Annotated in this window: 28 protein-coding genes, 1 tRNA gene and 1 riboswitch (1 of these 30 running past the window's edge); of the genes, 13 read left to right on the top strand and 16 right to left on the bottom strand. The window is 66.8% G+C overall.

From position 1 onward, the window contains the following. Positions 1-3: 3 nt before the first annotated feature. The 10 genes from GB880_RS04310 to thiD are packed head-to-tail and all read right to left on the bottom strand — an operon-like array spanning position 4 to position 7,340. Positions 4-735: an ABC transporter permease gene (locus GB880_RS04310; RefSeq protein WP_154491405.1), complete on the bottom strand. Its 732-nt coding sequence runs from the start codon at positions 733-735 to the stop codon at positions 4-6. Further along, positions 732-1,439, bottom strand: coding sequence for an ABC transporter ATP-binding protein (locus tag GB880_RS04305; RefSeq protein WP_154491402.1), 708 nt, complete (start codon positions 1,437-1,439; stop codon positions 732-734). Before GB880_RS04305 ends, GB880_RS04310 begins: the two co-directional genes overlap by 4 nt. Further along, positions 1,436-2,104: a thiaminase II gene (tenA, locus tag GB880_RS04300; protein WP_154491399.1), complete on the bottom strand. Its 669-nt coding sequence runs from the start codon at positions 2,102-2,104 to the stop codon at positions 1,436-1,438. The genes GB880_RS04305 and tenA overlap by 4 nt, the downstream gene beginning before the upstream one ends. Further along, positions 2,101-3,039, bottom strand: coding sequence for an ABC transporter substrate-binding protein (locus GB880_RS04295; protein WP_154491396.1), 939 nt, complete (start codon positions 3,037-3,039; stop codon positions 2,101-2,103). Before GB880_RS04295 ends, tenA begins: the two co-directional genes overlap by 4 nt. Further along, positions 3,039-4,010, bottom strand: a complete 972-nt coding sequence (locus tag GB880_RS04290) for a HesA/MoeB/ThiF family protein (protein WP_195840752.1) — start codon at positions 4,008-4,010, stop codon at positions 3,039-3,041. Before GB880_RS04290 ends, GB880_RS04295 begins: the two co-directional genes overlap by 1 nt. Then, complete coding sequence (locus GB880_RS04285) at positions 4,007-4,603, bottom strand: thiamine phosphate synthase (RefSeq protein ID WP_154491390.1); 597 nt, start codon at positions 4,601-4,603, stop codon at positions 4,007-4,009. The genes GB880_RS04290 and GB880_RS04285 overlap by 4 nt, the downstream gene beginning before the upstream one ends. Beyond that, entirely contained in the window at positions 4,600-5,364 is a 765-nt protein-coding gene (locus tag GB880_RS04280; RefSeq protein WP_154491387.1) for a thiazole synthase, read from the bottom strand. Before GB880_RS04280 ends, GB880_RS04285 begins: the two co-directional genes overlap by 4 nt. Positions 5,365-5,366: 2 nt before the next feature. Next, positions 5,367-5,564 (bottom strand): sulfur carrier protein ThiS, encoded by a 198-nt coding sequence (gene thiS, locus GB880_RS04275; protein WP_154491384.1) that lies wholly within the window; start codon positions 5,562-5,564, stop codon positions 5,367-5,369. Continuing rightward, the gene (locus GB880_RS04270) at positions 5,548-6,528 is read right to left on the bottom strand and encodes an FAD-dependent oxidoreductase (RefSeq protein WP_154491381.1); all 981 of its coding nucleotides are present in this window, start codon (positions 6,526-6,528) and stop codon (positions 5,548-5,550) included. The genes thiS and GB880_RS04270 overlap by 17 nt, the downstream gene beginning before the upstream one ends. Continuing rightward, positions 6,528-7,340 (bottom strand): bifunctional hydroxymethylpyrimidine kinase/phosphomethylpyrimidine kinase, encoded by an 813-nt coding sequence (gene thiD / locus GB880_RS04265; RefSeq protein WP_154491378.1) that lies wholly within the window; start codon positions 7,338-7,340, stop codon positions 6,528-6,530. Before thiD ends, GB880_RS04270 begins: the two co-directional genes overlap by 1 nt. An 81-nt stretch (positions 7,341-7,421) precedes the next feature. After that, positions 7,422-7,524, bottom strand: a riboswitch (TPP riboswitch). A 128-nt stretch (positions 7,525-7,652) separates the two neighbouring features. On the opposite strand from thiD, the gene GB880_RS04260 reads away from it, so the two are divergent. Next, positions 7,653-8,261: an HAD family hydrolase gene (locus tag GB880_RS04260; protein ID WP_154491375.1), complete on the top strand. Its 609-nt coding sequence runs from the start codon at positions 7,653-7,655 to the stop codon at positions 8,259-8,261. A gap of 7 nt (positions 8,262-8,268) precedes the next feature. On the opposite strand, the gene aroQ is transcribed toward GB880_RS04260, so the two are convergent. The 3 genes from aroQ to GB880_RS04245 are packed head-to-tail and all read right to left on the bottom strand — an operon-like array spanning position 8,269 to position 11,286. Then, positions 8,269-8,703, bottom strand: coding sequence for a type II 3-dehydroquinate dehydratase (gene aroQ, locus GB880_RS04255; protein WP_154491372.1), 435 nt, complete (start codon positions 8,701-8,703; stop codon positions 8,269-8,271). 29 nt (positions 8,704-8,732) lie between these two features. After that, complete coding sequence (locus tag GB880_RS04250) at positions 8,733-9,434, bottom strand: response regulator transcription factor (RefSeq protein WP_154491369.1); 702 nt, start codon at positions 9,432-9,434, stop codon at positions 8,733-8,735. Continuing rightward, positions 9,427-11,286: a PAS-domain containing protein gene (locus GB880_RS04245; protein WP_154491366.1), complete on the bottom strand. Its 1,860-nt coding sequence runs from the start codon at positions 11,284-11,286 to the stop codon at positions 9,427-9,429. The genes GB880_RS04250 and GB880_RS04245 overlap by 8 nt, the downstream gene beginning before the upstream one ends. Before the next feature lie 127 nt (positions 11,287-11,413). Here GB880_RS04245 and GB880_RS04240 point away from each other — a divergent pair, with 127 nt between their 5' ends. The 7 genes from GB880_RS04240 to GB880_RS04210 all read left to right on the top strand — a co-directional run bounded on the left by GB880_RS04240 (position 11,414) and on the right by GB880_RS04210 (position 19,762). Continuing rightward, positions 11,414-13,390 carry a long-chain fatty acid--CoA ligase gene (locus tag GB880_RS04240; protein ID WP_154491363.1) on the top strand — a complete coding sequence of 659 codons (1,977 nt, stop codon included), beginning with the start codon at positions 11,414-11,416 and terminating at the stop codon, positions 13,388-13,390. After that, positions 13,387-14,193, top strand: a complete 807-nt coding sequence (locus tag GB880_RS04235) for an ABC transporter ATP-binding protein (protein WP_154491360.1) — start codon at positions 13,387-13,389, stop codon at positions 14,191-14,193. The genes GB880_RS04240 and GB880_RS04235 overlap by 4 nt, the downstream gene beginning before the upstream one ends. 11 nt (positions 14,194-14,204) lie before the next feature. After that, on the top strand, positions 14,205-15,185 hold the full coding sequence (locus tag GB880_RS04230; protein ID WP_154491357.1) for a branched-chain amino acid ABC transporter permease: 981 nt from the start codon (positions 14,205-14,207) through the stop codon (positions 15,183-15,185). Between the two features lie 63 nt (positions 15,186-15,248). Next, a complete protein-coding gene (locus tag GB880_RS04225) occupies positions 15,249-16,325 on the top strand; it encodes a branched-chain amino acid ABC transporter permease (protein ID WP_154491354.1) in 1,077 nt (358 codons plus the stop codon). A gap of 44 nt (positions 16,326-16,369) precedes the next feature. Continuing rightward, positions 16,370-17,650, top strand: a complete 1,281-nt coding sequence (locus tag GB880_RS04220) for an ABC transporter substrate-binding protein (protein WP_154491351.1) — start codon at positions 16,370-16,372, stop codon at positions 17,648-17,650. Between the two features lie 58 nt (positions 17,651-17,708). Continuing rightward, a complete protein-coding gene (locus GB880_RS04215) occupies positions 17,709-18,533 on the top strand; it encodes an ABC transporter ATP-binding protein (protein WP_154491348.1) in 825 nt (274 codons plus the stop codon). Between the two features lie 11 nt (positions 18,534-18,544). Next, the gene (locus GB880_RS04210; protein ID WP_154491345.1) at positions 18,545-19,762 is read left to right on the top strand and encodes a phenylacetate--CoA ligase family protein; all 1,218 of its coding nucleotides are present in this window, start codon (positions 18,545-18,547) and stop codon (positions 19,760-19,762) included. Between the two features lie 93 nt (positions 19,763-19,855). Here GB880_RS04210 and ykgO read toward each other — a convergent pair whose 3' ends face one another. Both ykgO and GB880_RS04200 read right to left on the bottom strand, forming a co-directional pair. Beyond that, positions 19,856-19,981, bottom strand: a complete 126-nt coding sequence (gene ykgO, locus GB880_RS04205) for a type B 50S ribosomal protein L36 (protein ID WP_010392221.1) — start codon at positions 19,979-19,981, stop codon at positions 19,856-19,858. An 83-nt stretch (positions 19,982-20,064) separates the two neighbouring features. Further along, a tRNA-Val gene (locus GB880_RS04200) sits at positions 20,065-20,139 on the bottom strand. 178 nt (positions 20,140-20,317) lie between these two features. On the opposite strand from GB880_RS04200, the gene GB880_RS04195 reads away from it, so the two are divergent. The 4 genes from GB880_RS04195 to GB880_RS04180 are packed head-to-tail and all read left to right on the top strand — an operon-like array spanning position 20,318 to position 22,763. Continuing rightward, the gene (locus GB880_RS04195) at positions 20,318-21,181 is read left to right on the top strand and encodes an N-formylglutamate amidohydrolase (protein WP_154491342.1); all 864 of its coding nucleotides are present in this window, start codon (positions 20,318-20,320) and stop codon (positions 21,179-21,181) included. 15 nt (positions 21,182-21,196) lie between these two features. Beyond that, positions 21,197-22,084 (top strand): SPFH domain-containing protein, encoded by an 888-nt coding sequence (locus GB880_RS04190; RefSeq protein WP_154491339.1) that lies wholly within the window; start codon positions 21,197-21,199, stop codon positions 22,082-22,084. Next, positions 22,081-22,353, top strand: coding sequence for a hypothetical protein (locus GB880_RS04185; protein ID WP_229774295.1), 273 nt, complete (start codon positions 22,081-22,083; stop codon positions 22,351-22,353). Before GB880_RS04190 ends, GB880_RS04185 begins: the two co-directional genes overlap by 4 nt. A gap of 47 nt (positions 22,354-22,400) precedes the next feature. Further along, positions 22,401-22,763 carry an NUDIX hydrolase gene (locus GB880_RS04180; RefSeq protein ID WP_263467313.1) on the top strand — a complete coding sequence of 121 codons (363 nt, stop codon included), beginning with the start codon at positions 22,401-22,403 and terminating at the stop codon, positions 22,761-22,763. Here the strand turns inward: GB880_RS04180 and pyrF are convergent, their stop codons facing one another. Next, a complete protein-coding gene (pyrF, locus tag GB880_RS04175) occupies positions 22,764-23,450 on the bottom strand; it encodes an orotidine-5'-phosphate decarboxylase (RefSeq protein ID WP_263467312.1) in 687 nt (228 codons plus the stop codon). Positions 23,451-23,603: 153 nt separating this feature from the next. On the opposite strand from pyrF, the gene clpB reads away from it, so the two are divergent. Beyond that, positions 23,604-25,494, top strand: the 5' portion of a protein-coding gene (gene clpB, locus GB880_RS04170; RefSeq protein ID WP_154494467.1) for an ATP-dependent chaperone ClpB. It continues 740 nt past the right edge of the window; 1,891 of the gene's 2,631 nt are visible here — the first part of the coding sequence; its start codon is at positions 23,604-23,606; its stop codon lies beyond the right edge, outside the window.

The raw sequence follows: 25,494 nt of genomic DNA, 5'->3' as shown, positions 1-25,494 counted from the left end.
CCGCTAGACTCCATAGCGGCGCCACAGCCGCGCCAGCGCCCAGGCGACCCCCCGGGCAAACAGCACCGTCATCACCGACAGCACCAGCAGCGCGGCAAAGACCAGGTCGGTTTTCATCCGCCCGTTGGCGTGGATCATCAGCGCCCCCAGGCCGCGGGCACCGCCCACCCATTCGCCGATCACCGCCCCGATGGGCGCATAGACGGCCGCCAGCCGCAATCCGGTGGCCAGATGCGGCAATGCGGCGGGGATGCGCAGATGGCGCATGATGCGGCCGCGGCTGGCCCCCATGACCCGCGCCAGATCCAGCGCCGCCTGCGGCGTCTGCGACAAACCGTCCAGAAAGGCCGAGGCGACCGGAAAGAACACGATCAGCACCGTGACCGCGATCTTTGGTGCCATGCCAAAGCCCAGCCACAGCGTCAGGATCGGCGCCAGGGCAAAGATCGGGATGGTCTGGCTGAAGGTCAGCAGCGGCTTCAGCACCCCGGTCAGGCGGGGCGAAAACCCCATGGCGACGGCCAGACCCGCGCCCAGGGCCGAACCCAGCACAAAGCCCAACAGCACCTCGATCAGGGTGAAGCCGGCGTGGCCGGCGATTTCGGCGCGGTGCTGCCACAGCGCCCGCGCCACCGCCGCCGGTTCCGGCAGCAGAAATCCGGGCAGTCCCAGCAGCCAGATGGCGCCCTGCCACAGGATCAGCAGCGCTGCGATCAGCGCGATCACCGTCCTCATGCCATCATTCCCCGCATCAGATCGGCCTGCAATGCCAGCACTTCGGGGGCATCATAGGGACGGGCGCCGCCCGGCGGCCGCGGCAGCTCCACCGACCATTCGGTCAGCCCGCTTTCGCGCAACAGCAGGATGCGGTCGCCCAGGCGCGCGGCCTCGGCCGGGTCGTGCGTCACCAGCAGCACACTGCGGTCGCGCAGCAGGGCTGCGGCCAGGTCCTGCATCTGCGCGCGGGTGCGGGTGTCCAGGGCGGAAAACGGCTCGTCAAGCAGCACCAGCGGCCGGTCCTCGAACAATGTGCGGGCCAGGGCGACGCGCTGGCGCTGACCACCCGACAATTCGGCCGGCAGGTGATGGGCCCGATCCTGCAAACCCACCGCCGCAATCAGCGCCAAGGCCCGCCGCAGGGCGTCCGGGGCCCTGGCCTCGCCGCGCAGGCGTGCGCCCAGGGCCACATTGCCGGTCACGTCCAGCCAGGGGATCAGCCCTGCATCCTGCGCCATCAGCGCCGCCGGCTGGTCGCGGATCACCTCGCCCTCGAAACGGGCGCCGGTTTCCAAGCCCGCCAGCAACCGCAGCAGCGTCGATTTCCCCACGCCCGAGGGCCCCAGCAGACAGGTCCATTCCCCCGACCGCAGTTGCAGATCAAGGGGCGCGAACAGCGGCTGATCGCCGACCCATGCGCGGCCACGAACCCGCGCCATCATGTCCCGCCCAGGTCCCAGAAACCGACCTCCAGCCGGGTGGCGGTGGCAAAGCGCTGGCTCAGCGCCGCCCAACGCGGGCTGGCCTGCGGCTGATCGCCCAGCCGCTTTCGCAGCGCCGCGTCCATCAGCGCCCCGGCCTCGCGGCAGGTCTGCTGATAGGCCGCGCCGGCATAGGTGTCGATCCAGGGCCGATAGGGGGTGTCGGGCGCTGCCTCGCGCGCCAGACGGGCGCCGATTTCCCCATAGCCCAGCACACAGGGCATCAGCGCCGCCAGCAGGTCCAGGAAATCCCCCGACATTCCCGCATCCAGCACATAGCGGGTATAGGCGATATTGGTCAGCGCCTCGGGCGTGGCCAGCATTGCCCCGGTGTCGATGCCGGCGGCGGCGCAGGTTTCGACATGCAGCGCCATTTCATGGTCCAGTAGCGCGTGGACCGTCGCCGAACAGGCCCGCATCTCGTCCAGATCGCCGGCCTTGACCACCGCCAGCGCCCAGGCGCGGGCGAACTGGATCAGGAACAGGTAATCCTGCACCAGATAGGTCAGAAAGGCCGATCGCGGCAGGCTGCCGTCGCGCATCCCTTCGACAAAGCGGTGGTGGGTATAGGCGTGCCAGTCGGGCGCGGCGGCCCGCCACTGGGCGAATGCGGCGCCATAGCTCATGGCGCACCCACATCCATGGCCAGATCCGACACCGGCAGTGCCGTCTCGATCAGCCGGGCATCCTTCAGGAACTGTTCAAAACGGGCATAGCGCCCCTGGTCCAGCGCCGCCGGGCTTTGCGAGAACCGCGGCAGGGTATCCTTCCAGGCCTGCGCGTTCAGCTCGTCCGACAGATCGGGGGCGGTGGCGGAAAACAGCTGCCAGCTTTCTTCGGGGTGATTGACCATGTATTGGGCGCCGCGTTCGACAGCCTGCAGCAGCCGCCGGGTCCGGTCCAGGTCCATCCGGGTCGGGTTGGCGACAAAGATCAGCTCGTCATAGGTCGGCACGCCCTGTTCCTCGACAAAGAAACACTTGCCCTCGGCGCCTTCCAGCCGCATCTGCGTCAGTTCGAAATTGCGATAGGCGCCGATGGTGGCATCGACCTGGCCGGCGATCAGCGCCGGCGACAGCGACCAGTTCACGTTCACCATCTGCACATCGGACATGGACAGGCCCGCGGTTTTCAGGATCTGGCCGACCAGCGCATCCTCGACCCCCGAAACCGAATAGCCGATCTTCTTGCCCTTGAGATCGGCGATCTGCTGCACCGGACCGTCGGCCTTGACCATCAGGCAGTTCAGCGGCGTGGCGATCAGGGTGCCCACGCGTTTCAGCGGCAGGCCCTCGTGCACCTGCAAATGCAGTTGCGGCTGATAGCTTATGGCGTAATCGGCCTTGCCGGCGGCGACCAGCTTGGGCGGATCGGCCGGGTCGGCGGGGGCGACCACATCGACCTCCAGCCCGGCATCGGCGAAAAAGCCCTTTTCGCGGGCGATGATGATCGGCGCATGATCGGGGTTCACGAACCAGTCCAGCAGCAGCGTCACCTTGTCGGCGGCCAGCGCCGGCTGGACCAGGACCGCCAGCGCGGCGGCAAGGGCAAAGGGCTTCATCAGTCGTCTCCTGTCGCAAGAAGGGTGATTTCGCCGTCGAAACGGCGGGCAAGCGCATGGGCGGCGCGCCAGGCACGCAGGCCCGACCGGCAGGCCAGCACCACGCGCTGGCCGGGGGCGGGCAGAGGGCCATGGGCGCCATAATCGGGCAGGCGCAGCGCCTGGGGCACGGCGGTTCGCGGCGCCTCGGTCTGCGGGCGCAGGTCGATGACCAGATCGGCCGCCGCCACCTGTTCGCGGGCGATGAAGCGCGGCCCGGACTGCTCCGGGGCGCCGTCGAAGCGGAACTGGCTCAGCCGGCCGGCGTCCAGGCGGATGAACTGGCCCAGCGGGTTGGGTGTCAGGCCCAGGATCGCGGCCATGGCCATCTGCGCCTGCAGACAGCCCAGCATGCCCACCACAGGCCCCATCACCCCGGCGCTGGCGCAGGTCTGGCCGCTGTCGGGCGGGTCGGGAAACAGCGCCCGCAGGCTGGGCGCGCCGCCCCGCGCCCGTTCGCCGCAAAAGCCGCCGACATAGCCCGAAAGCCCCAGCGCCGAGGCCGAGATCAGCGGCCGCCCCGCCGCCAGACAGGCATCCGACAGGGTATAGCTGGCGGCATAGCTGTCGGCACAGTCCAGCACCAGATCGCTGGCGGCGACCAGTTCCGGGGCATTGGCGGGGGTCAGCCGCGCCACCAGCGGGGTCAGCCGCACCTGCGGGTTCAGATCCGCCAGCGCCCGCGCCGCGGCCATCGCCTTGGGCTGGCCCAGATCCTGCATGCAATAGAGCGGTTGCCGGTGCAGGTTCGTTTCCTCGACCCGGTCGGGGTCGATAACGGTGATGCTGCCCAGTCCGGCGCCGGCCAGATATTGCAGCACCGGCACCCCCAGCCCGCCGGCGCCCACGACCAGCACCCGCGCCCGCGCCAGCCGGTCCTGGCCGGCCGCGCCGACCTGGGGCAGCACCATCTGCCGGGCATAGCGGCTCATGCCGTCACCTGCAGCCATTCGCGCAGCCGCGCCTCGGGGTCGGGATTCAGCGTGATGTCGGTCACGGCCGAGACGACATCGGCCCCCGCTTGAAAGGCCAACAGCGCGCGTTCCGGCGTCATCCCGCCGATGGCGATCAGCGGCGTCGTGCCCAGGATGCGGCGCCATTCGCCCAGGCGCTCCAGCCCCTGCTGTTCCCATTTCATCTTCTTAAGGATCGTGGGCCAGACCGGGCCCAGGGCGACATAATCGGGGCGCAGCGCCATGGCGCGGTCTAGTTCGGCGTGGTCATGGGTGGAAATCCCCAGCCGCAGACCGGCGCGGCGGATCGCGGCGACATCGGCCGCGTCCAGATCCTCTTGCCCCAGATGCACGAAGTCGCAGCCCAGGTCGATGGCGGCCTGCCAGTGGTCGTTGATGACCAGCGTGGCGCCATGTTCCCGGCACAGTTCCTGCGCCAGCGCCAGTTCGCCCAAAAGCCGCGGCGCGGGCTGGTCCTTGATACGGATCTGCACCAGACCGACCCCCAAGGGCAGCGCCCGCCGCAGCCAGTCGGTGTTGTCGAAGATCGGGTAAAAGCGCGGCAGCTTCATGCCAGCACCGCCATCCCCAGCATCGGGGTCGAGGGTGCGGCCATGTCGCGGGCCTCGATCGGCTGGGCGGCATGGGCAAGCCGGCCGGCCTCGATCGCCAGGGCCATGGCGCGGGCCATTGCCACCGGATCGCCGGCGCGGGCGACGGCGGTGTTCAGCAGAACGGCGTCATAGCCCAGTTCCATCGCCTGCGCGGCATGGCTGGGCAGGCCGATGCCGGCATCGACCACCAGCGGCACCTGGGGGAAATGCGCCCTGAGACTGCGCAGCCCATAGGCGTTGTTCAGCCCCCGGCCCGAGCCGATGGGCGCGCCCCAGGGCATCAGCACCTCGCATCCCGCCTCCAGCAGGCGGCCGCAGACCGACAGATCCTCGGTGCAATAGGGAAAGACCTGGAAACCGTCCTGCGACAGGATGCGCGCCGCATCGATCAGCGCCACCACATCGGGGCACAGGGTATCATCGTCGCGGATCACCTCGAGCTTGATCCAGGGCGTGCCGAACAGCTCGCGCGCCATCTGTGCGGTGGTCACCGCCTCGCGCACGGAATGGCAGCCGGCGGTATTGGGCAGCAGCGGGATGCCCAGGCCCTGGATCAGGCGGAAAAAGTCCTGGCCGCCGCCGCCTTCGCGCCGCAGGCTGACCGTGGCAATCCCGGCGCCCGAAGCCTGGAACGCCTGCGCCATGACTGCCGGCGACGGGTATTGCGCCGTGCCCAGCATCAGCGCGCTGTCGATGGTGGTGCCGTAAAATTGCGGCATGGTCAGCCCCCCTGCATCGGGGCGACGACTTCCAGCGCGTCGCCATCGCCAAGCGGGGTCAGGGCGCGCTGGTCGGCGGGCAGAAAGACGCCGTTCAGCGCCGTGGCGACGCGCGCCTCGGCCAGGCCGATTTCGGCCAGGGCGTCCTGGACCGTCGGGCCGGACAATTCGTGCGGGGCACCGTTAAGGGTGATTTTCATCCATCAACTCCGGGATCTGGCCATCGATCAGGTATTCGGCCGTCATGCGCGCCACGGCGGGGGCCAAAAGATAGCCGTGGCGGTAGAGGCCATTGGCAAACAGCGTCTGTCCCCGCCGGCGCAGGCGGGGCAGGTTGTCGGGAAATGCGGGGCGGGCATCGGCGCCCAGCTCGAGGATCTCGGCCTCGGCAAAGCCGGGGTGCAGGGCGTAAAGCGCGCTCAGCAATTCGACCGCGGAACGGGCGGTGACATGGCTGCGGGTGCCGCTTTCCAGCATGGTGGCGCCCAGCATGTAGATGCCGTCGCCGCGCGGCACCAGATAGATCGGGATGCGCGGGTGCAGCAGGCGGATGGTGCGGCCAAGCCGCAGTTCCGGGCAGCGAATGACCATCATCTCGCCGCGCACGCCGCGCAGGTCGGCCAGCCGGTCGCGGGCGGCCAGACCGCGCGCGTCGATGACCAGCCCCTGTGGCGTCGGTGCGCCGGTCCGGATGGGCGTCCCCCGCGCCGCCAGATCGTCGCGCAGCGCCGCCAGCGCCTGGCGCGGGTCCAGATGCGATTCGCTGGCATAGAACAGCCCGCGCGGGATGCGCCCGGCCAGATCGGGCTCCAGGGCCGCGATCTCGTCGCCGCTGACGGTCTGGTGGCCCTGGGTCAGGCGGGCAAAGCGGTCCAGTTCGGCGCGGTCGCGCGACAGCGCCAGCACCAGCGTGCCGCGTTGGGTCAGCCGCGCGCCCCGACGCGCCCACCATTGCGCCGCCTCGGCGCCCAGGCGCAGGACCGTCGGTTCGGCGCTTTCGCTTTCGCAATGCGGCGCCAGCATGCCGCCGGCCCACCAGCTGCAGGCCTGCGGTCCCGGACCGCCGGCGGGATCGATCAGCTGCGCCCTGACCCCGCGCGCCACCAGTTCGCTGGCGATGCACAGCCCCATGACCCCGGCGCCCAGGATGGTGACATCCGCCATCACCGCCCCCAGAGCGCGTGGAAATGATGCACCGGCCCGTGGCCAAGACCGACGGCCAGATCGTCGGCCGCCGCGATCGCCCCCTGCAACCAGCGATGCGCCTGCGCCACCGCCTGCGCCACGCCCAGGCCCTGCGCCATCCCCGCCGCTATGGCCGATGACAGGCTGCATCCGGTGCCATGGGTGTTGCGTGTCTGCTGGCGCGGGGCGGTCAGGCTCAGCGGCTGCGGGCCGACCAGCAGGTCGGTGCACAGCCGGCCCGGGGCGTGGCCTCCCTTCATCAGCACATGGGCCGGGCCCAGGTCGCGCAGCGCCTCGCCCTGGGCTGCCATCTCTTCGGGGGTTTCGGCCACGGGCCGGCCCAGCAGCCGCGCCGCCTCGGGCAGGTTCGGAGTCAGCAGCGTGGCCAGCGGCAGCAACCTTTCGCGCAGTGTCGCCACCGCCTGATCGGCCAGCAGCGGATCGCCCGATTTCGCCACCATCACCGGGTCCAGCACCACCGGCACCGGATTGGCCTGCAACAGCACGCGCAGCCGGTCGGCGACGGCTGCGATCACCTCTTCGCCGCCCAGCATGCCGATCTTGATCGCCCGCACCTCCAGATCGCCAAGGACCGCGTCGATCTGGGCGGCCACCATCGCCGGGCTGACCGCCGCCACGGCGGCGACGGTGCGGGTGTTCTGGGCGGTGATCGCGGTGATGACCGAGGCGCCATAGACCCCCAGTGCCGAAAAGCTTTTCAGGTCGGCCTGGATGCCGGCGCCGCCGCCGCTGTCCGAGCCGGCGATGGTCAGGGCGATCGGGTGACGCATGGCACGCGGTTCCTTGTCGGTCCGGCCATGTCGGGATGGGTGGGGAAATACGCGGGCACCTTGCGCGGCCTGAGGGCCATGGTGCCACGATCTACCCTTCCCTCCGCCGGCATGACCCGGATCAGGTTCGATGGGTCGGTGCCTTGCACCTCTCAGCCCCGTCGGGGCACCCCAAGTGTAGAAATTTCGTTGTCACATTAGGGCAGGCGGCGCCGCCGCGCAAGGGCCCGCGGGCAGGGCGCTTGACCTTGGTCGCGGCGCTGCGCATTAGCTGGGGCGGACAGTCGGACAGTCGGACAGCGGGGCAGGCGGATGACCAATGTGATCTTCGATCTGGGCGGGGTGCTGATCGACTGGGATCCGGCCCTGGCCTTTGCCGATGTCTTTGCCAGCCGCGACGCGGCCGAGGCCTGGATGGCGCAGATCGGCTTTGCCCAGTGGAACCGCGAGCAGGATCGCGGCCGCAGCCTGGCCCAGGGTCTGGCGGCGGCAGAGGCCGCCCATGGCGACGCCGCCCGGCATCTGCGGGGTTATGTCGCCGCCTTTGCCGTCACCATCGAAAAGCGCATCCCCGGCAGCTGGGAAATCGCCGAGGCGCTTCTGGCCCGCAACTGTCCGCTTTACGCGCTGACCAACTGGTCGGCCGATACCTGGCCCGCGGCGCTGGAACTGCATCCGCGGCTGGGGCAGATCTTCGCCGATATCGTGGTGTCGGGCCAGGTCGGCATGATCAAGCCCGAGCCGGGGATCTATCGCCTGCTGCTGGATCGCAACGGGCTGAGCGCCGGCGATTGCCTGCTGATCGACGACAATCCCGAAAACGTCGCGGCCGCGCAGGCGCTGGGCATGCAGGCGATCCGTTTTACCGGCGCCGCTACGCTGGCGCGCGACCTGACCCGCCGCGGGCTGTTCGACCTTTAGACCGGTTTCAAAGGATCATCCGCGCCACATGGCGCAGCGCCAGCAGATAGCCATGCGTGCCCAGCCCGGCGATCACGCCTTCGGCCCGCAGGCTGACATAGGAATGGTGGCGAAAGGCCTCGCGCTGATGCACGTTCGAGATATGCACCTCGATCACCGGGCCCTCGAAACTGTTCAGCGCATCCAGGATCGCCACCGAGGTATGGGTGAAGGCCGCCGGGTTGATGACGATGGCCTGGCCGTCGTGGCGGGCGGCGTGGATCAGGTCGATCAGCACGCCTTCGTGGTTCGACTGGTGAAAGCGGGTGCTCAGCCCCAGCTCGGCCGCCAGCGCCGCGCAGTCGCGTTCCACATCGGCCAGGGTGGTGTGGCCATAGATCTCGGGCTGGCGCTGGCCCAGCAGGTTCAGGTTCGGGCCGTTCAGGATAAAGACGGTGGGCATCTGATTCTCGGGCTAGGTGTCGGGGCAGGTTAGCCGGGTTCGGCCAGGAAGATATAGCCCGCGCCGTAGATGGTCTTGATCAGCCGCGGGTTCCGGGGATCCTCGCCCAGCTTGGTGCGCAGGCGCGAGATGCGCACATCCATGGCGCGGTCGAAGCTTTCGCCCGCGGTGCCGCCCAGCGTCTCCAGCATCTGCGCCCGGGAAATCAGCCGGCGCGGATTGTCCAGGAACATGCGCAGCACCTCGGCCTCGGCATGGCTGATCGGGGTTTCGACGCCTTCGGGCGAGGTCAGCACATAGCGGTCGAAATCGACCGCCCAGCCGGCAAAGCGCAACTGCTGGCGGCCGGGGGTGGGCTCGCGGCCGGGCTTGCGCAGCCGGGCGCGGATGCGGGCCACCACCTCGGCCGGGTCGAAGGGCTTGATGATATAGTCGTCGGCGCCCAGTTCCAGGCCGGTGACGCGGTCCTGCACCTGCGCCCGCCCCGAGATGATGATGATGGCGGCGCCGGAATCGCGCGCCAGCCGATGCACCAGCGCCAGTCCGTCGCGGTCCGGCAGGCCCAGGTCGATCAGAATGGCCTCGGGCTCGATGCGGCGCAGCGCCGCCTCGAACTCGGTGGCGCGGGCAAAGGCGATGGTGCGAAATCCGGCCTCTTCCAGCGCAACCGACAGCAGCCGCCGGATGTCGGGTTCGTCGTCCAGAATCGCGATCAGCGGCGTTTCAGTCATGGAAGGATCCCAGAGCCTCGGCCAGTTGCATCTCGTCAAAGGGCTTGGTCAGCACCGGACAGTCAAGCCCCGCCCGGCGCGGATCGTCGGGCGGCAATGCCGTCATCAGCACCAGCGGCAACCCCGCCGCGCCCAGCGACGCACCCGAGCCGTCGCCGAGTTGCAGGTCCGACAGGATCAGCGTCAACCCGGGCAGGTCGGTCAGTTCGCGTGCCTCGGCCAGCGAGGCGGCCTCGATCACCGAATGGCCCTGGGCGGTCAGCATCTCGCGCGTGGTTTCGCGGATCAGCGGGTCGTCCTCGGCCAGCAGGACCAGATGCGGGCGGGCGGCACGCAGGGGCAGGCGGATACGCACCTGCGCGCCTTCGGCCACATTCAACAGCCGCAGCGTGCCGCCCGCCAGCTTGATCTGGTCATAGACCATCGCCAGTCCCAGCCCGGTGCCCTGCGCGCCCTTGGTGGTGAAGAAGGGTTCGGTGCCGCGGGCCAGCGCCTCGGGCGAAAAGCCCGGGCCGCTGTCGGTGACGGTGATTTCCAGCCAGCGCCCGGCCCCGCGCGCCTGCAACAGGATGCGCCCCACGCCCTGCATCGCATCGCGGGCATTCAGCATCAGGTTCAGCAGCGCATCCTGCAGCGCACCCGGATCCAGCATCACCCGGGCCGGCAGGTCGATCACCTGATGCCGCAGCAAGACGCCCTCGCCCAGGGTGGGGCGGGTCATGGCCGCCAGTTCCTCGAACAGCACCGACAGATCGACGGGCTGCGGGTGCTGGTTGCGTTCCCCGGTCAGGGCGGCGATCCCATCCAGCAGCGCCACCCCGCGGCGGGCGGCGGCCAGCGTCGCCTGCACATCCTCGGCCTGGTCTGGGGTCAGCGGCGCGCGCGCCAGCCGGCCCTGCAGGCCCAGGATGATGGTCAGCAGATTGCCGAAATCATGCGCCAGCCCCGAGGTCAGCTGCGCGGCCAGCGCGCGCTTGGCGGCGTGGCTCAGCGCCTCGCGGGCCTGAACCTCGGCGCTGACATCGGTGGACAGGATATAGGCGCCGCGCCCGGCCTGATCGGGGGTCAGCGCGATGCGGATGCGCCGCCCCGAAGGCGGATGGGTGATTTCGAACACCTGCGGCTGGCCGGCGATGGCCCGGTCCATGTGCGGTCGGATGCGGTCGAAGGTTTCGGCCCCCAGCACGCTGGCGCCGTCCCGGCCCAGGATCGCGGCATCGGCCCCGGGAAACACCGCCGAAATCTGGTTGTTGGAAAAGGTATAGCGGTAATTGTGGTCCATATGCGCGATATGGGCGGGCACCATTGCGGTGACCTGACGGGTGCGGGCTTCCGATTCGGTCAGCACGCGCTTGGCTTCCTCAAGCGCGGCATTGGTGGCGGCCAGCGCGCGGTTGGCGGCGGCCAGCCGCTCGGCATGGGTCAGCACCGACTCGCTCAGCTCCTCGGAGCGGGCGCGCAGCAGTTGTTCCTGGCGCTTGATATGGGTGATGTCGGTATAGACGGCGATCCAGCCGCCCTGGCTCAGCGGTGCCCCCTCGACCGAGATCCAGCGCCCGTCGGCGCGTCTGCGTTCCATGTAATGGGGCTGAAAGGTGCGCGCCTGCGCGACGCGCTCGTGCACCGCAGCCTCGGGATCTTCCTGCGGGCCGTATTCCCCCCGTGCCACCAGAAAGCGGATGGTCTGCTCGAATGTGGTCCCTGGGCGGGTCAGCTCGTCGGGCAGGTCGAACATGGCCTGATAGGTCCGGTTGCACACCGCCAGCCGCAGTTCGGCGTCGAAGATCGATATCGCCTGTCGGATCAGGTTCAGACCCGATCGGGTCAGTTCACTGTGGCGGTCCTGGGACATACCGATACTTTCAATTGCCGCATGGCGTAACAATTCGTAAGGTTTGGGAAAAACTCGCGCAAGGATTAGCAACGAAACCTGCGGAAGCCGGACGGGAGGGGAGCCCGTTCGACAGGGGGGAGGACTCATGCAGAACCTGCAGCCGGCTCAGGCCGATTTGCAGTCGATTCCGGCACTGCTGGCGCGCAACGTCGCCCGGTTCGGCAATCGGCCCGCGTATCGTGAAAAGGAATTCGGCATCTGGCAAAGCTGGACTTGGGCCCAGGCGGCCGAGGAAATCCGCGCGCTGGCGTTGGGTTTTCTGAACATGGGCCTGGCGCCCGGGGACCATGTCGCGATCGTGGGCCGCAACCGTCCGGCGCATTACTGGTCGATGGTCGCGGCGCAGATGTGCGGCGCGGTGCCGGTGCCGCTGTATCAGGACGCGGTCGCAGACGAAATGGCCTATGTTCTGGATCACAGCGGCGCGCGGTTCGTCGTCTGCGGCGATCAGGAACAGGTCGACAAGGTGCTGGAGGTGGGCGCCCGCGCCCCGCGGATCGAGCAGATCGTCTATACCGACAAGCGCGGCATGCGCAAATACGACCACAGCAACATGAACGCCCTGGCCGATGTCCAGGCCGAAGGCCGCGCCGCCCATCAGCGCCACGAGGCCGAACTGGATCGCCGGATCGCGGCGCTGGGCTATGACGACACCTGCGTGATGCTTTACACCTCGGGCACCACCGGCAAGCCCAAGGGGGTGGTGCTCTCCAACCGCAACATCATCGAAACCGCCCGCAACAGCGCCAGCTTCGACAAGCTGACCGAGCGCGAGGAGGTTCTGGCCTATCTGCCCATGGCCTGGGTGGGCGACTTCATCTTTTCCGTAGGCCAGGCCTATTGGGCGGGCTTTACCGTCAATTGCCCCGAAGGCGCGCATACGATGATGAACGACCTGCGCGAAATCGGGCCGACCTACTTCTTTGCGCCCCCGCGCGTGTTCGAAGGTCAGCTGACCAGCGTGATGATCCGCATGGAAGATGCCGGCCGGGTCAAGCGCGGCATGTTCAAGCATTACATGGATCTGGCGCGGCGGGTGGGTCCGGCGCTGCTGGACGGCAAGCCGGTCGGGCTTCTGGACCGGCTGCGCTACGCCATCGGCAATGTCCTGGTCTATGGGCCGTTGAAGAACACCCTGGGCTATTCGCGCATCCGCGTCGGTTATACCGCCGGCGAGGCGATCGGTCCCGAGATCTTCGATTTCTACCGCAGCCTGGGCATCAACCTGAAACAGCTCTACGGCCAGACCGAGGCATCGGTTTTCATTACCCAGCAGCCCGATGGTCAGGTCCGTTCGGACACGGTAGGCGTTCCCTCGCCCGGGGTCGAGGTGCGCATCGCCGAAAACGGCGAGGTGTTCTATCGCTCGCCCGGCACCTTCGTGGAATATTACAACAATCCCGACAGCACCGCCTCGACCAAGGACGCCGAGGGCTGGGTGGCCACCGGCGATGCCGGCTTCTTCGAGGAAGGCTCGGGGCATCTGCGCATCATCGATCGCGCCAAGGATGTGGGCCGCATGGCCGACGGGCGGATGTTCGCCCCGAAATATGTCGAGAACAAGCTGAAGTTCTATCCCAACATCCTGGAGGCGGTGGTGTTCGGGGCGGGTCGCGAAAAATGCACCGCCTTCATCAACATCGACCTGACGGCGGTGGGCAACTGGGCGGAACGCAACAACATCGCCTATGCCAGCTATCAGGAACTGGCAGGGCACCCGCAGGTCTATGCCACCATCAAGCAGCATGTCGAGGCGGTGAACGAATCGGTCGCCCGGGACCCGATGCTGTCGGGCTGCCAGATCAGCCGCTTCCTGGTGCTGCACAAGGAACTGGACCCCGACGACGGTGAAATGACCCGCACCCGCAAGGTGCGCCGCAACATCATCGCCGAGAAATACGCCGATCTGATCGAGGCGCTTTACGACGGGCGCGATACGATCAGCACCCGCACCGAAGTGACCTATGAGGATGGCCGCAAGGGCGAGATCCGCGCCACGCTGAAGATCGAGGATGCCCGCACCTTTCCCACCGCCCAACCGCAGAAGGTGGCCGCAGAATGACCCAGACCCCCACACCCGAAGGCCGCCGCACCGGCCAGGTGCTGATGGACCTGAAGAACATCACCCTGCGTTTCGGTGGCGTTACCGCGATCAAGGACATCAGCTTCGACATCCGCGAGGGCGAGATCCGCGCGATCATCGGTCCGAACGGCGCCGGCAAGTCCTCGATGCTGAACGTCATTTCCGGCTTTTACGTCCCGCAGGAAGGCGAGATCTGGTTCGAGGGCAAGCGCCGTCCGCCGATGAAGCCCTATGAGGTTGCGCGGCTGGGCCTGGCGCGCACCTTTCAGAACATCGCGCTGTTCGACGGCATGAGCGTTCTGGACAACATCATGACCGGGCGTCTGAACAAGATGTCGGCCCCGATCTGGAGCCAGGCGCTGTGGTGGGGCCGGGCCGAGCGCGAAGAGGTGGAAAACCGCGAACAGGTCGAGAAGATCATCGATTTCCTCGAAATCCAGAACATTCGCAAGACGCCGGTCGGGCGGCTGCCCTATGGCTTGAAGAAGCGTGTCGAACTGGCGCGGGCGCTGGCGGCGGAACCGCGGATCCTGCTGCTGGACGAGCCGATGGCCGGCATGAACGTCGAGGAAAAAGAGGACATGTGCCGCTTCATCCTGGATGTGAACGACGAGTTCGGCACCACCATCGCCCTGATCGAACATGACATGGGCGTGGTCATGGATCTGTCCGACCGGGTGGTGGTGATGGATTACGGCAAGAAGATCGGCGACGGCACCCCCGACGAGGTGCGCACCAACCCCGAGGTCATCAGCGCCTATCTGGGCGTGGAACACGCATAGGGAGGCGTCAGATGGAATTCCTTTACGCAAGCGAAGTCCTGCTGAACGGGCTGATGGCCGGGATCATGTATTCGCTGGTCGCCCTGGGCTTCGTGCTGATCTACAAGGCATCGGGCGTCTTCAACTATGCCCAGGGGGTGATGGCGCTGTTTGCCGCCATGACGCTGGTCGGCATCATGGAAGGCCGCGTGCCCTTTGCCCATCTGATCAACGCCATGTTCGGCATGCATGTCACGAATTTCGGCTGGACGGTGCCGGCGATCCTGGGCATCGCGCTGACCGCATTGATCATGGTGGGCCTGGCCATCGCCATCGAAAAGCTGGTGCTGAAGCACCTTGTGGGGCAGGAACCCATCATCCTGTTCATGGCCACCATCGGTCTGGCCTGGTTCCTGGAAGGTCTGGGCGATGTCATGTGGGGCGCCGATGTCAAGACGCTGGACGTCGGCCTGCCGCAGGGCATTTCCGAAACCATCGAGGCGGCGACGGACAGGTGGCTGGGCTATGGCTTCTTCGTGGACCGTCTGGATGTCTGGGCCGCGGGCATTGCCGCGCTGCTGGTGGCGGCGCTGGTCGGCTTCGCGCAATACACCAAGCAGGGCCGGGCGATGCGCGCCGTCGCCGACGATCACCAGGCGGCGCTGTCCGTGGGCATCAGCCTGCAGTTCATCTGGGTGATGGTCTGGTCGATCGCCGGTTTCGTGGCGCTGGTCGCGGGCATCATGTGGGGCACCAAGTCGGGCGTGCAGTTCAGCCTGTCGCTGATCGCGCTGAAGGCGCTGCCGGTGCTGATGCTGGGTGGCTTCACCTCGATCCCCGGCGCCATCGTCGGCGGTCTGATCATCGGCATGGGCGAGAAACTGTTCGAATACTTCATCGGCCCGATGGTCGGCGGCGCCACCGAAAACTGGTTCGCCTATGTGCTGGCGCTGATCTTCCTGGTGTTCCGGCCGCAGGGCCTGTTCGGCGAACGCATCATCGAACGGGTATGACCATGGCAAGCCGAAACCACTATCCGCAACAAACTTGGGCATTGATCGGCAGCGGAGGCGCATATGCTGTATCGTGAGGCAGGCGATTTCAAGACGAGCTATCGCGACGATGGCCAGACCTTTCCGATCCGGCTGGACCGCTGGGGCTATTACGCGATCCTGGCCGTGGCCTTTCTGGTGGTGCCGCTGGTCATCGACAGCTACTGGGCCAATGCGGTGCTGGTGCCGTTCCTGATCTATGCCATCGCGGCGATCGGGCTGAACATCCTGACGGGCTATGCCGGTCAGGTCAGCCTGGGCACTGGCGGCTTCATGGCGGTGGGGGCCTATGCGGTCTACAAGCTGATGACGGCCTTTCCGGGCGTGCCGATCGTGCTGCTGATCGTCGTGGCCGGGGTTATCACGGCCATTGTCGGGGTGCTGTTCGGCCTGCCCAGCCTGCGCATCAAGGGCTTCTATCTTGCGGTGGCGACGCTGGCGGCGCAGTTCTTCCTGGTGTGGCTATTCAACAAGGTGCCGTGGTTCTACAACTACTCCGCCTCGGGGCAGATCAACGCGCCCGAGCGCACGATGTTCGGCTGGGCGATCACCGGCCCGGCGACCACGGCCCCGGCCAAATACCTGACCTGCCTGATCTTTGCGGTGGTGCTGGCCTGGGTGGCGCGCAACCTGACCCGGGGCACCGTCGGGCGCAAGTGGATGGCCATTCGCGACATGGACATCGCAGCCGAGATCATCGGGGTGAACCCGCTGACCGCCAAGCTGTCGGCCTTTGCCGTCTCGAGTTTCTTCATCGGCATTGCCGGGGCGCTGCTGTTTTCGGTCTATCTGGGCGCGGCCGAGGCCAGCGAGGCCTTTGGCATCAACAAGAGCTTTCTGGTGCTGTTCATGATCATCATCGGCGGCCTGGGCAGCATCTTCGGCAGCTTTGCCGGCGCGGCCTTCCTGGTGCTGCTGCCGGTGCTGCTCAAGAACGTGCTGGTGGCGCAGCTTGGCTGGCCCACCGACCTGGCCGCCCATATCGAACTGATGATCGTGGGCGCGCTGATCATCTTTTTCCTGATCGTCGAGCCGCATGGCCTGGCCCGGCTGTGGCAGCTGACCAAGGAAAAACTGCGGCTGTGGCCGTTCCCGCATTAACGACCGGAAATCCGGCAGCACAACCCCTGGGGAGGAGACCCTTGATGAAACTGAAACTTGCAACTGTCGCGCTGGGGGCCATCATGGCGGCGGCGCCGGCCATGGCCGATCTGGTGGTGCCGAACCTCAGCTATCGCACCGGCCCCTATGGCGCCAGCGGCACCCAGTATGCCGACGGGTTCAACGACTACTTCACCCTGCTCAACGAACGCGACGGCGGCATCGGCGGGGAAAAGGTGCGCACCCCCGAATGCGAGACCGCCTATAACACCGAAAAGGGCGTCGAATGCTACGAATCGACCAAGGGTTCGGGCGCGCTGGTCTATAACCCGCTGTCCACCGGCATCACCTATCAGCTGATCCCCAAGATCGCGGCGGACAAGATCCCGCTTTATACGCCGGGATATGGTCGCACCTCGGCCAAGAACGGCAAGGTCTTTGAATGGGTGTTCAATGCGCCCGCCAACTACTGGGACGGTGCCTCGGTCGCGATCAAGTATCTGCTGGACGAAAACGGCGGCGATCTGAACGGCAAGAAGATCGCTCTGGTCTATCACAACAGCGCCTATGGCAAGGAACCGATCCGCACTCTGCAGGATCTGTCCAAGAAGCATGGCTTTACCCTGGTCGAACTGCCGATCGATCCGCCTGGCCAGGAACAGAAAAGCCAGTGGCTGCAGATCCGCCGCGACAAGCCCGACTACGTCATCATGTATGGCTGGGGGGTGATGAACCAGACCGCCATCCAGGAGGCCGCGAACATCCGCTTCCCCATGGAAAACATGATCGGCATCTGGTGGTCGGGTTCGGAAATCGACGTGGTGCCCGTGGGCGCGGCGGCCAACGGCTACAAGGCCCTGACCTTCCACGGCGTCGGCACCGACTATCCGGTCTATCAGGACATGCAGAAATACGTCGTCGAGCCGGGCAAGGCGTCGCAGGGCGGTCAGCATGTCGGCTCGGTGCTGTATTCGCGCGGCATGTATGCGGCGGTGGTCATCGCCGAGGCCATCAAGAAGGCGCAGGAACTGGCCGGAACCTCTCAGATCACGGCCGCGCAGTTGCGCGACGGTTTCGAGGCCCTGGACATCACCCCGGAGCGCCTGACCGAAATCGGGCTGCCGGATTTCGGCCCCGAGATCAAGCTCAGCTGCGACAACCACGGCGGCTCGGGCATGGCCCGCGTCCAGCAATGGGATGCGGCCGCCAAGAAATGGAACCTGATCACCGACTTCACCGAACCTGATCAGGAAATCCTGGCGCCTCTGATCGCCGAGGACAGCGAGGCTTATGCCAAGGAGGCCGGCATCACGCCGCGCTGCTGATCGCGTCGACCCCGGCGGCCTGCCCGCCGCCGGGGCCATTCCGACCAAGGGGGAAACCATGTTCGACGCCACGCCCGACCGCGAAGCCTTGCTCGAGGTCAACAATATCGAGGTGATCTACAATCACGTCATCCTGGTGCTGAAGGGCGTCAGCCTGTCAGTGCCCAAGGGCGGCATCACCGCGCTCTTGGGCGGCAACGGTGCCGGCAAGACCACGACGCTGAAGGCCATTTCCAACCTTCTGCACTCGGAACGCGGCGAGGTGACGAAAGGCACGATCAGCTATCGCGGCGAACGGGTCCAGGACATGGATCCCGCCACACTGGTCAAGAAAGGCGTGATCCAGGTCATGGAGGGGCGCCATTGCTTCGAGCATCTGACCATCGAGGAAAACCTGTTGACCGGCGCCTATACCCGCAGCGACAGCCGCGCCGATATCGCCCGGGATCTGGAAATGGTCTACACCTATTTTCCGCGACTGAAGGAGCGGCGCAAAAGTCAGGCCGGCTATACCTCGGGCGGGGAACAGCAGATGTGCGCCATGGGCCGGGCGCTGATGTCGCGGCCGGAAACCATCCTGCTCGACGAACCCTCGATGGGGCTGGCGCCGCAGCTGGTCGAGCAGATCTTCGAGATCGTCAAGGCGGTGAATGAGGGTGAAGGCGTGACCTTCCTGCTGGCCGAGCAGAATACCAACGTGGCGCTGCGCTATGCCCATTACGGCTATATCCTGGAAAGCGGCCGGGTGGTGATGGACGGTCCCGCCGATGCGCTGCGCGAGAACCCCGATGTCAAGGAATTCTACCTGGGCATGTCCGATCAGGGCCGCAAGAGCTTTCGCGACGTGCGCTCGTATCGCCGCCGCAAGCGCTGGCTGGCCTGAAGGAAACCAAGATGGCACATTTTGACGCTTTGGAAACCCGCGATCCTGCGGCGCGGGAGCAGGATCTGGCATCGGCCTTGCCGGCGGCGATCGCGCGCGCGCGTTCCACGCCGGCACTGGCCGAAAGCCTGGCCGAGGTTGATCCGGCGGCCGTCAGAGACCGCGCCGCGTTGGCGCGGCTGCCGGTGATGCGCAAGGCCGAACTCTCGGCCGCCCAACAGGCGCGCCCGCCCTTTGGCGGATACGCCACGCGCGAGACCGCCGATTTCGATTATGTGTTTCAAAGCCCCGGACCGATCTATGAGCCCGGCATGCATGGCGGCGACTGGTGGCGGCTGGGTCGGTTCCTGCACGCGGCCGGCGTCGGGCGCGGCGATATCGTCCAGAACTGTTTCGGCTATCATCTGACGCCGGCGGGGATGATGTTCGAATCGGCGGCCCGCGCGGTGGGGGCAGCGGTTCTGCCCGCGGGCACCGGCCAGACCGACCTGCAGGTGCGGGCGGCGGTGGATATCGGCACGACCTGCTATGCCGGAACCCCCGATTTTCTCAAGGTGATCCTGGACCGCGCCGACGAACTGGGCGAAACCCTGGCGTTCCGTCGTGCGGTGGTGGGCGGAGGGGCGCTGTTTCCGTCGCTGCGCCAGCTTTATGCCGACCGCGGCATCGTCACGCGCCAGTGCTATGCCACCGCCGATCTGGGCAGCATCGCCTATGAAAGCGACGCCATGGAAGGGATGATCGTCGATGAAGGCGTCATCGTCGAGATCGTGCGCCCTGGCACCGGCGATCCGGTCCCCGAGGGCGAGGTGGGCGAGGTGGTGGTGACAACGCTGAACCCGGATTACCCGCTGATCCGGTTTGCCACCGGCGATCTTTCGGCCGTGCTGCCCGGGATCAGCCCTTGCGGCCGCACCAACATGCGCATCAAGGGCTGGATGGGCCGTGCCGATCAGACCACCAAGATCAAGGGCATGTTCGTGCGCCCCGAACAGGTGGCCGCCCTGGTCGCCCGCCATCCGGAAATCCGTCGCGCGCGGGTGGTCGCCGAGCGTGCCGAGGACATGGACGTGATGACGGTGATGCTGGAAACCGAGGCCGAGGACGCCGGCCGTTACGAAGGCAGCGTTCTGGACACGCTGAAGCTGCGCGGCCGGGTGCAGCTGGTCGCGCCCGGATCCTTGCCCAATGACGGCAAGGTGATCGAGGACCGTCGCAGCTACGATTAGGCTGGGGCGCCTCGCGCGGGTCTGACCTGCGGACACGCAAAAACGCCCGTGGCGGCTGCGCTACGGGCGTTTCACGCAATCTGCGCCGGCGTCTTAGCCTTGACGGGCCTTGAAGCGCGGGTTGGTCTTGTTGATGATGTAGATGCGGCCCTTGCGGCGCACGATCTGACAGTCACGGTGGCGGCTCTTGAGCGAGCGAAGCGAATTGCGAACCTTCATCGGTCTTCTCCCATCGCGGCGCATCGCAAACGGCGCCCTGGAAACGAAATACCGCCGGTTTTGCCCCGGCGGCGCGAAATGAATGGTGGGCGGTACTGGGATCGAACCAGTGGCCACTACGATGTCAACGTAGTGCTCTACCGCTGAGCTAACCGCCCCCCGGACAGGTGATTCTGCCAGACATGCTGCCAGATCGCCTTGGTCCGCGTGTCTATAGCCAGCTCGTCGGGGGGTTTCAAGCCCATATCGACAACTGGTTGCGGCGCAGCTTTACGGTTTATAAATCTTGCCATGCCAGCATCCTTCAGCGGGCCGCGATGACGAAAACAGGAAAGCATGACCGGGACGGAGCAGACCTATGACCTGATGCGGCCACCGGTCTGGCAGGGCGGTGTCATCTTTGCCTCGCCGCATTCCGGGCGCTGCTATCCCGACTGGTTCCTGGCCGAATCGCGGCTGGATCCCGTGCTGCTGCGCTCGTCCGAGGATGCCTTCATTGACCGGCTCATCGCTCCGGCGCTGGATTTCGGCGCGGTGGTGCTGACGGCAAATGTGCCGCGCTGCATTGTCGATCTGAATCGCGGCCCGCATGAGATCGACCCTCTGGTGGTAGAGGGGGCGAGCCCCGCCAAGACCACGCCGCGGATCATGGCCGGGCTGGGGATCATCCCCCGGGTGGTCTCGCAGGGACGCGTCATCCATGACCGTCCGATCCCACGCGCCGAGGCAGAGCGGCGTATCGCCGAGCTGTGGCGCCCCTATCATGCGGCGTTGCAGGGACTGGTTGCCGAGGCTGTGGCGCGGTTTGGCGGTGCGGTCCTGATCGACATGCATTCGATGCCCCATGATGCGCTGGCGCATCTGCCGCGCCCGCGCCCGGACATGGTGCTGGGCGACCGGAACGGTGTTTCGGCATCGCCGCGCATCAGTGCGCAAGTGGCTGAAGCTGTCGCCGCCGAGGGGTTTTCCCTGCGCCGCAACTCACCCTTTTCGGGTGCCTATATCACCGCCACCTACGGTCGCCCGCGCGAAAATGTTCATGTCGTGCAGCTGGAGCTGGACCGTTCGCTATACATGGACGAACGCCGGGTCGAACCCAGGGCCGATTTCGACCGGTTCCGCGACCGTTTCCGCCGGCTGGTCGCGCGGCTGGCGCGGCTGCGCCCCGATGCCTGCGATCCGGCCATCGCCGCCGAATAAGGAAAGGATTTCCCGATGCCGCCTGAAATCGCCGATCTTCTGGGGCGCAATGTCGCGCTGATCCTGCTGGCCGTGGTGCTGCTGTTTGCGATCAACCGCGCCATCCGCATCGTGCCGCAATCGGAAAAATACGTGGTCGAGCGCTTCGGGCGGCTGCATTCGGTGCTGGGGCCGGGGATCAATTTCATCGTGCCGTTCCTGGATCGCGTGGCGCATCGCATCTCGATCCTGGAACGACAGCTGCCGACCTCGCGCCAGGATGCGATTACCGCCGACAACGTTCTGGTGCAGGTGGAAACCAGCGTGTTCTATCGCATCATCGAACCGGAAAAGACCGTCTATCGCATTCGTGACATCGATGCCGCAATCGCCACCACCGTGGCGGGAATCGTCCGCTCGGAAATCGGCACCATGGAGCTGGACCAGGTGCAGTCGAACCGCGCCAGCCTGATCGACCGCATCCGCGAATCGTTGGCCAATGTCGTTGACGACTGGGGGATCGAGGTGACGCGGGCCGAGATCCTGGACGTGAATCTGGACGAGGCCACCCGCGCGGCGATGCTGCAACAGCTGAATGCCGAGCGCGCCCGCCGCGCCCAGGTGACCGAGGCCGAGGGCAAGCGCCGCGCCGTCGAACTGGCCGCCGATGGCGAACTTTACGCCGCCGAACAGCAGGCCAAGGCCCGCCGCGTCATGGCCGAGGCCGAAGCCTATGCCACCGGTGTCATCGCCGAGGCGATTTCCCGCAACGGGCTCGAGGCGGCGCAGTATCAGGTGGCGATGCGGCAGGTCGAGGCTCTGACCGAGGTCGGGCGTGGTCAGGGCAAGCAGACAGTGATCCTGCCTGCCTCGGCCGTCGAGGCGCTGGGCAATGCCTTTGCCATGTTCCGGGGGGCGAAATGATCTGGACCCAGGGCTGGCTGTGGATCGTCGCGGCGCTGTTGCTGGCGGCGCTGGAACTGGCGCTGCCGGTCTGGTTCTTCCTGGGTCTCTCCCTGTCGGTGGCGCTGATGGGGATATTGTTGCTGCTGGGCTGGTTCACGGCGGGGCTTGCGGTGGCGCTGGTGGTGACGGCGGTGCTGACCGGGGTGATCTGGCTGGGGCTGCGCCGCATGTTCGGTCCCCGCCGCAGCGAGGTGCGACGCTGGACCCGCGATATCAACGACAACTAGCGTTCAGCGGCGCCAAGCTGCTGCTGACGTGCAACGACAGCCTGCTGGTGATCCTGCGCGATGATGTGCCGTGGATTCCCTTTCCGGGTCACTGGGATCTGCCCGGCGGCGGTGCCGAGCCGGGCGAAAGCCCGATCGACTGCGCGCTGCGCGAATTGCACGAGGAATGCGGCCTGCGCCTGACCGCCGACCGCCTGCGCGGCCGGCGCTTTGCCCCGCCCGACAGCCCGGGGCCGGTGTCCTGGATGTATCTTGGCCGGCTTGCCGTCCATGAAGTCGCGGCCATTCGTCTGGGCGACGAAGGTCAGGAATGGCAGATGATGCCGCTGCACCAGTTCCTGAGCCATCCGCGCGCGGTGCCGCATCTGAAGCGACGCGGCGCAGGGATGCTGGGCCTTGCGGATTGGTGATCAGGGCAGTTCGTCCAGGATGGCGCGGGCGGCGGCGCGCGGATCCTCGGCCTGCCAGATCGGCCGGCCGACGACGATGTGATCGGCGCCCTGGGCGATCGCGGTGGCCGGGGTCTCGATCCGCTTCTGGTCGCCCGCCTCGCTGCCGGCCGGGCGGACGCCCGGGGTGACGATCAGCCGCCCCGCCGCCTGCGGCAAGGCCCGGATCAGCGCCGCCTCGCGCGGGCTGGCGATGACGCCATCGGCGCCGGCCTCGAAGGCGCGGGCGGCGCGGGTCTCGACGATCCGGGCCACATCGCCCGGAACGATCAGGCCCGCGTCCAGATCGGCCCGGTCCAGCGAGGTCAGGATCGTCACCGCCAGGATGCGCAGATTCGAGCCCGCCGCGCCCTGCTTGGCCGCACGCACCACATGCGGGTCGCCATGCACGGTCAGGAAATCCAGGTCATAGCGGGCAAGGCCGCGCACCGCCGCCTCGACCGTGGCGCCGATGTCGAACAGTTTCATGTCCAGAAACACGCGCTTGCCGTGTTCCTGCTTCAGCTCGTTGGCCAGGGCCAGGCCACCGCCGGTCAGCATCCCCAGGCCGATCTTGTAAAAGCTGGCGGCATCGCCGATGCGCTGCACCAGATCCAGCCCCGCCAGCGCATTGGGCACATCCAGCGCCACGATCAGACGGTCGTCCATGTTCCTATCCCCGGCTGCGACAAACGGCCCGCTTATAGGCGGGAACCGGCCGTCTTGAAACCCCGTTTGTCCCTGCCCATGTGACTGGCAAGACCCGATCGGGACCGTGCCACAGCGGGCGGTTCAAAGCGGGGGCTAGGAAAGGATTTTCATATGGATATGGAAAAATTCACGGAACGGTCGCGCGGGTTCCTGCAAGCTGCGCAGACGATCGCCATCCGCGAAAGCCACCAGCGCGTCATGCCCGAACATCTGCTGAAGGCGCTGATGGATGACGATCAGGGCTTTGCCAGCAATCTGATCGCGCGCGCCGGCGGCGACGTGCAGGCGGTGCGCCAGGCCGTCGACCAGGCGGTCGCGCGCCAGCCAAAGGTCAGTGGCGGCCAAGGCCAGGTCTATGTCGACCCCAGCCTGGTGCGTGTGCTGGACGAGGCCGAAAAGCTGGCAAAGAAGGCCGGCGACAGCTTCGTGCCGGCCGAACGGGTGCTGACGGCGCTGGCCGTGGCCAATACTGCGGCGCGCGATGCGCTGACCGCCGGCAAGGTCACCGCCCAGGCGCTGAATGCCGCCATCAACGATATCCGCAAGGGCCGCACCGCCGACAGCGCCAGCGCCGAGGACAGCTATGAGGCCCTGTCGAAATACGCGCGTAACCTGACCGAGGCGGCAGCCGCCGGCAAGATCGACCCGATCATCGGCCGGGACGAGGAAATCCGCCGCGCCATGCAGGTGCTGAGCCGCCGTACCAAGAACAACCCGGTGTTGATCGGCGAACCCGGCGTCGGCAAGACCGCCATCGCCGAAGGCCTGGCGCTGCGCATCGTCAACGGCGACGTGCCCGAAAGCCTGCGCAACAAGCAATTGTGGGCGCTGGACATGGGGGCACTGATCGCGGGCGCCAAGTATCGTGGCGAATTCGAGGAACGGCTGAAGGCAATCCTGAAGGAAATCGAGAATGCCGCGGGCGAGATCATCCTGTTCATCGACGAGCTGCACGTTCTGGTCGGCGCGGGCAAGACTGACGGGGCGATGGATGCCGCCAACCTGATCAAGCCTGCGCTTGCGCGGGGCGAGCTGCATTGCGTGGGCGCGACGACCCTGGACGAATACCGCAAGTATATCGAAAAGGACGCGGCGCTGGCGCGGCGTTTCCAGCCCGTCATGGTCGAGGAGCCGACGGTCGAGGATACCATCAGCATCCTGCGCGGCATCAAGGAGAAGTATGAACTGCACCACGGCGTGCGCATCAGCGATGCGGCGCTGGTTGCTGCGGCGACGTTGAGCCACCGCTATATCACCGACCGTTTTCTGCCCGACAAGGCCATCGACCTGGTCGACGAAGCCGCCAGCCGGTTGCGGATGGAAGTGGACAGCAAGCCTGAAGAGCTGGATCAGCTGGATCGCCAGATCCTGCAGATGCAGATCGAGGCCGAGGCCCTGAAGAAAGAGGACGACGCTGCCAGCAAGGATCGGCTGGAGCGGCTGGAAAAGGATCTGTCCGACCTGCAGCAGCGCAGCGCCGAGATGACCGCGCGCTGGCAGGCCGAGCGCGACAAGCTGGAAGGGGCGCGCAATCTGAAGGAGCAACTGGATCGCGCGCGTGCGGAACTGGATCAGGCCAAGCGCGAGGGCAACCTGGCGCGTGCGGGCGAGCTGTCCTATGGCATCATCCCCGGGCTCGAGCGGCAACTGGCCGAGGCCGAGACCGGCGGCAGCGACGGTCTGATGGTCGAAGAGGCCGTGCGCCCCGAACAGATCGCCGAGGTCGTCGAACGCTGGACCGGCATTCCCACCAGCAAGATGCTGGAGGGCGAACGCGAAAAGCTGCTGAAGATGGAAGAGGTTCTCAGCAAGCGGGTGATCGGACAGGCCGAGGCGGTGACGGCGGTCTCGAATGCGGTGCGTCGTGCCCGCGCCGGGCTGAACGATCCCAAGCGGCCGCTGGGCAGTTTTCTGTTCCTGGGCCCGACCGGCGTCGGCAAGACCGAACTGACCAAGGCGATCGCCGAATACATGTTCGACGATGACAGCGCCATGGTGCGCA

The sequence above is a fragment of the Paracoccus sp. SMMA_5_TC genome (assembly GCF_009696685.2).
Taxonomy (GTDB): Bacteria; Pseudomonadota; Alphaproteobacteria; order Rhodobacterales; family Rhodobacteraceae; genus Paracoccus.
The sequence above is the reverse complement of the archived record's forward strand: the minus strand, read 5'-3'. Positions and strand labels throughout refer to the sequence as shown.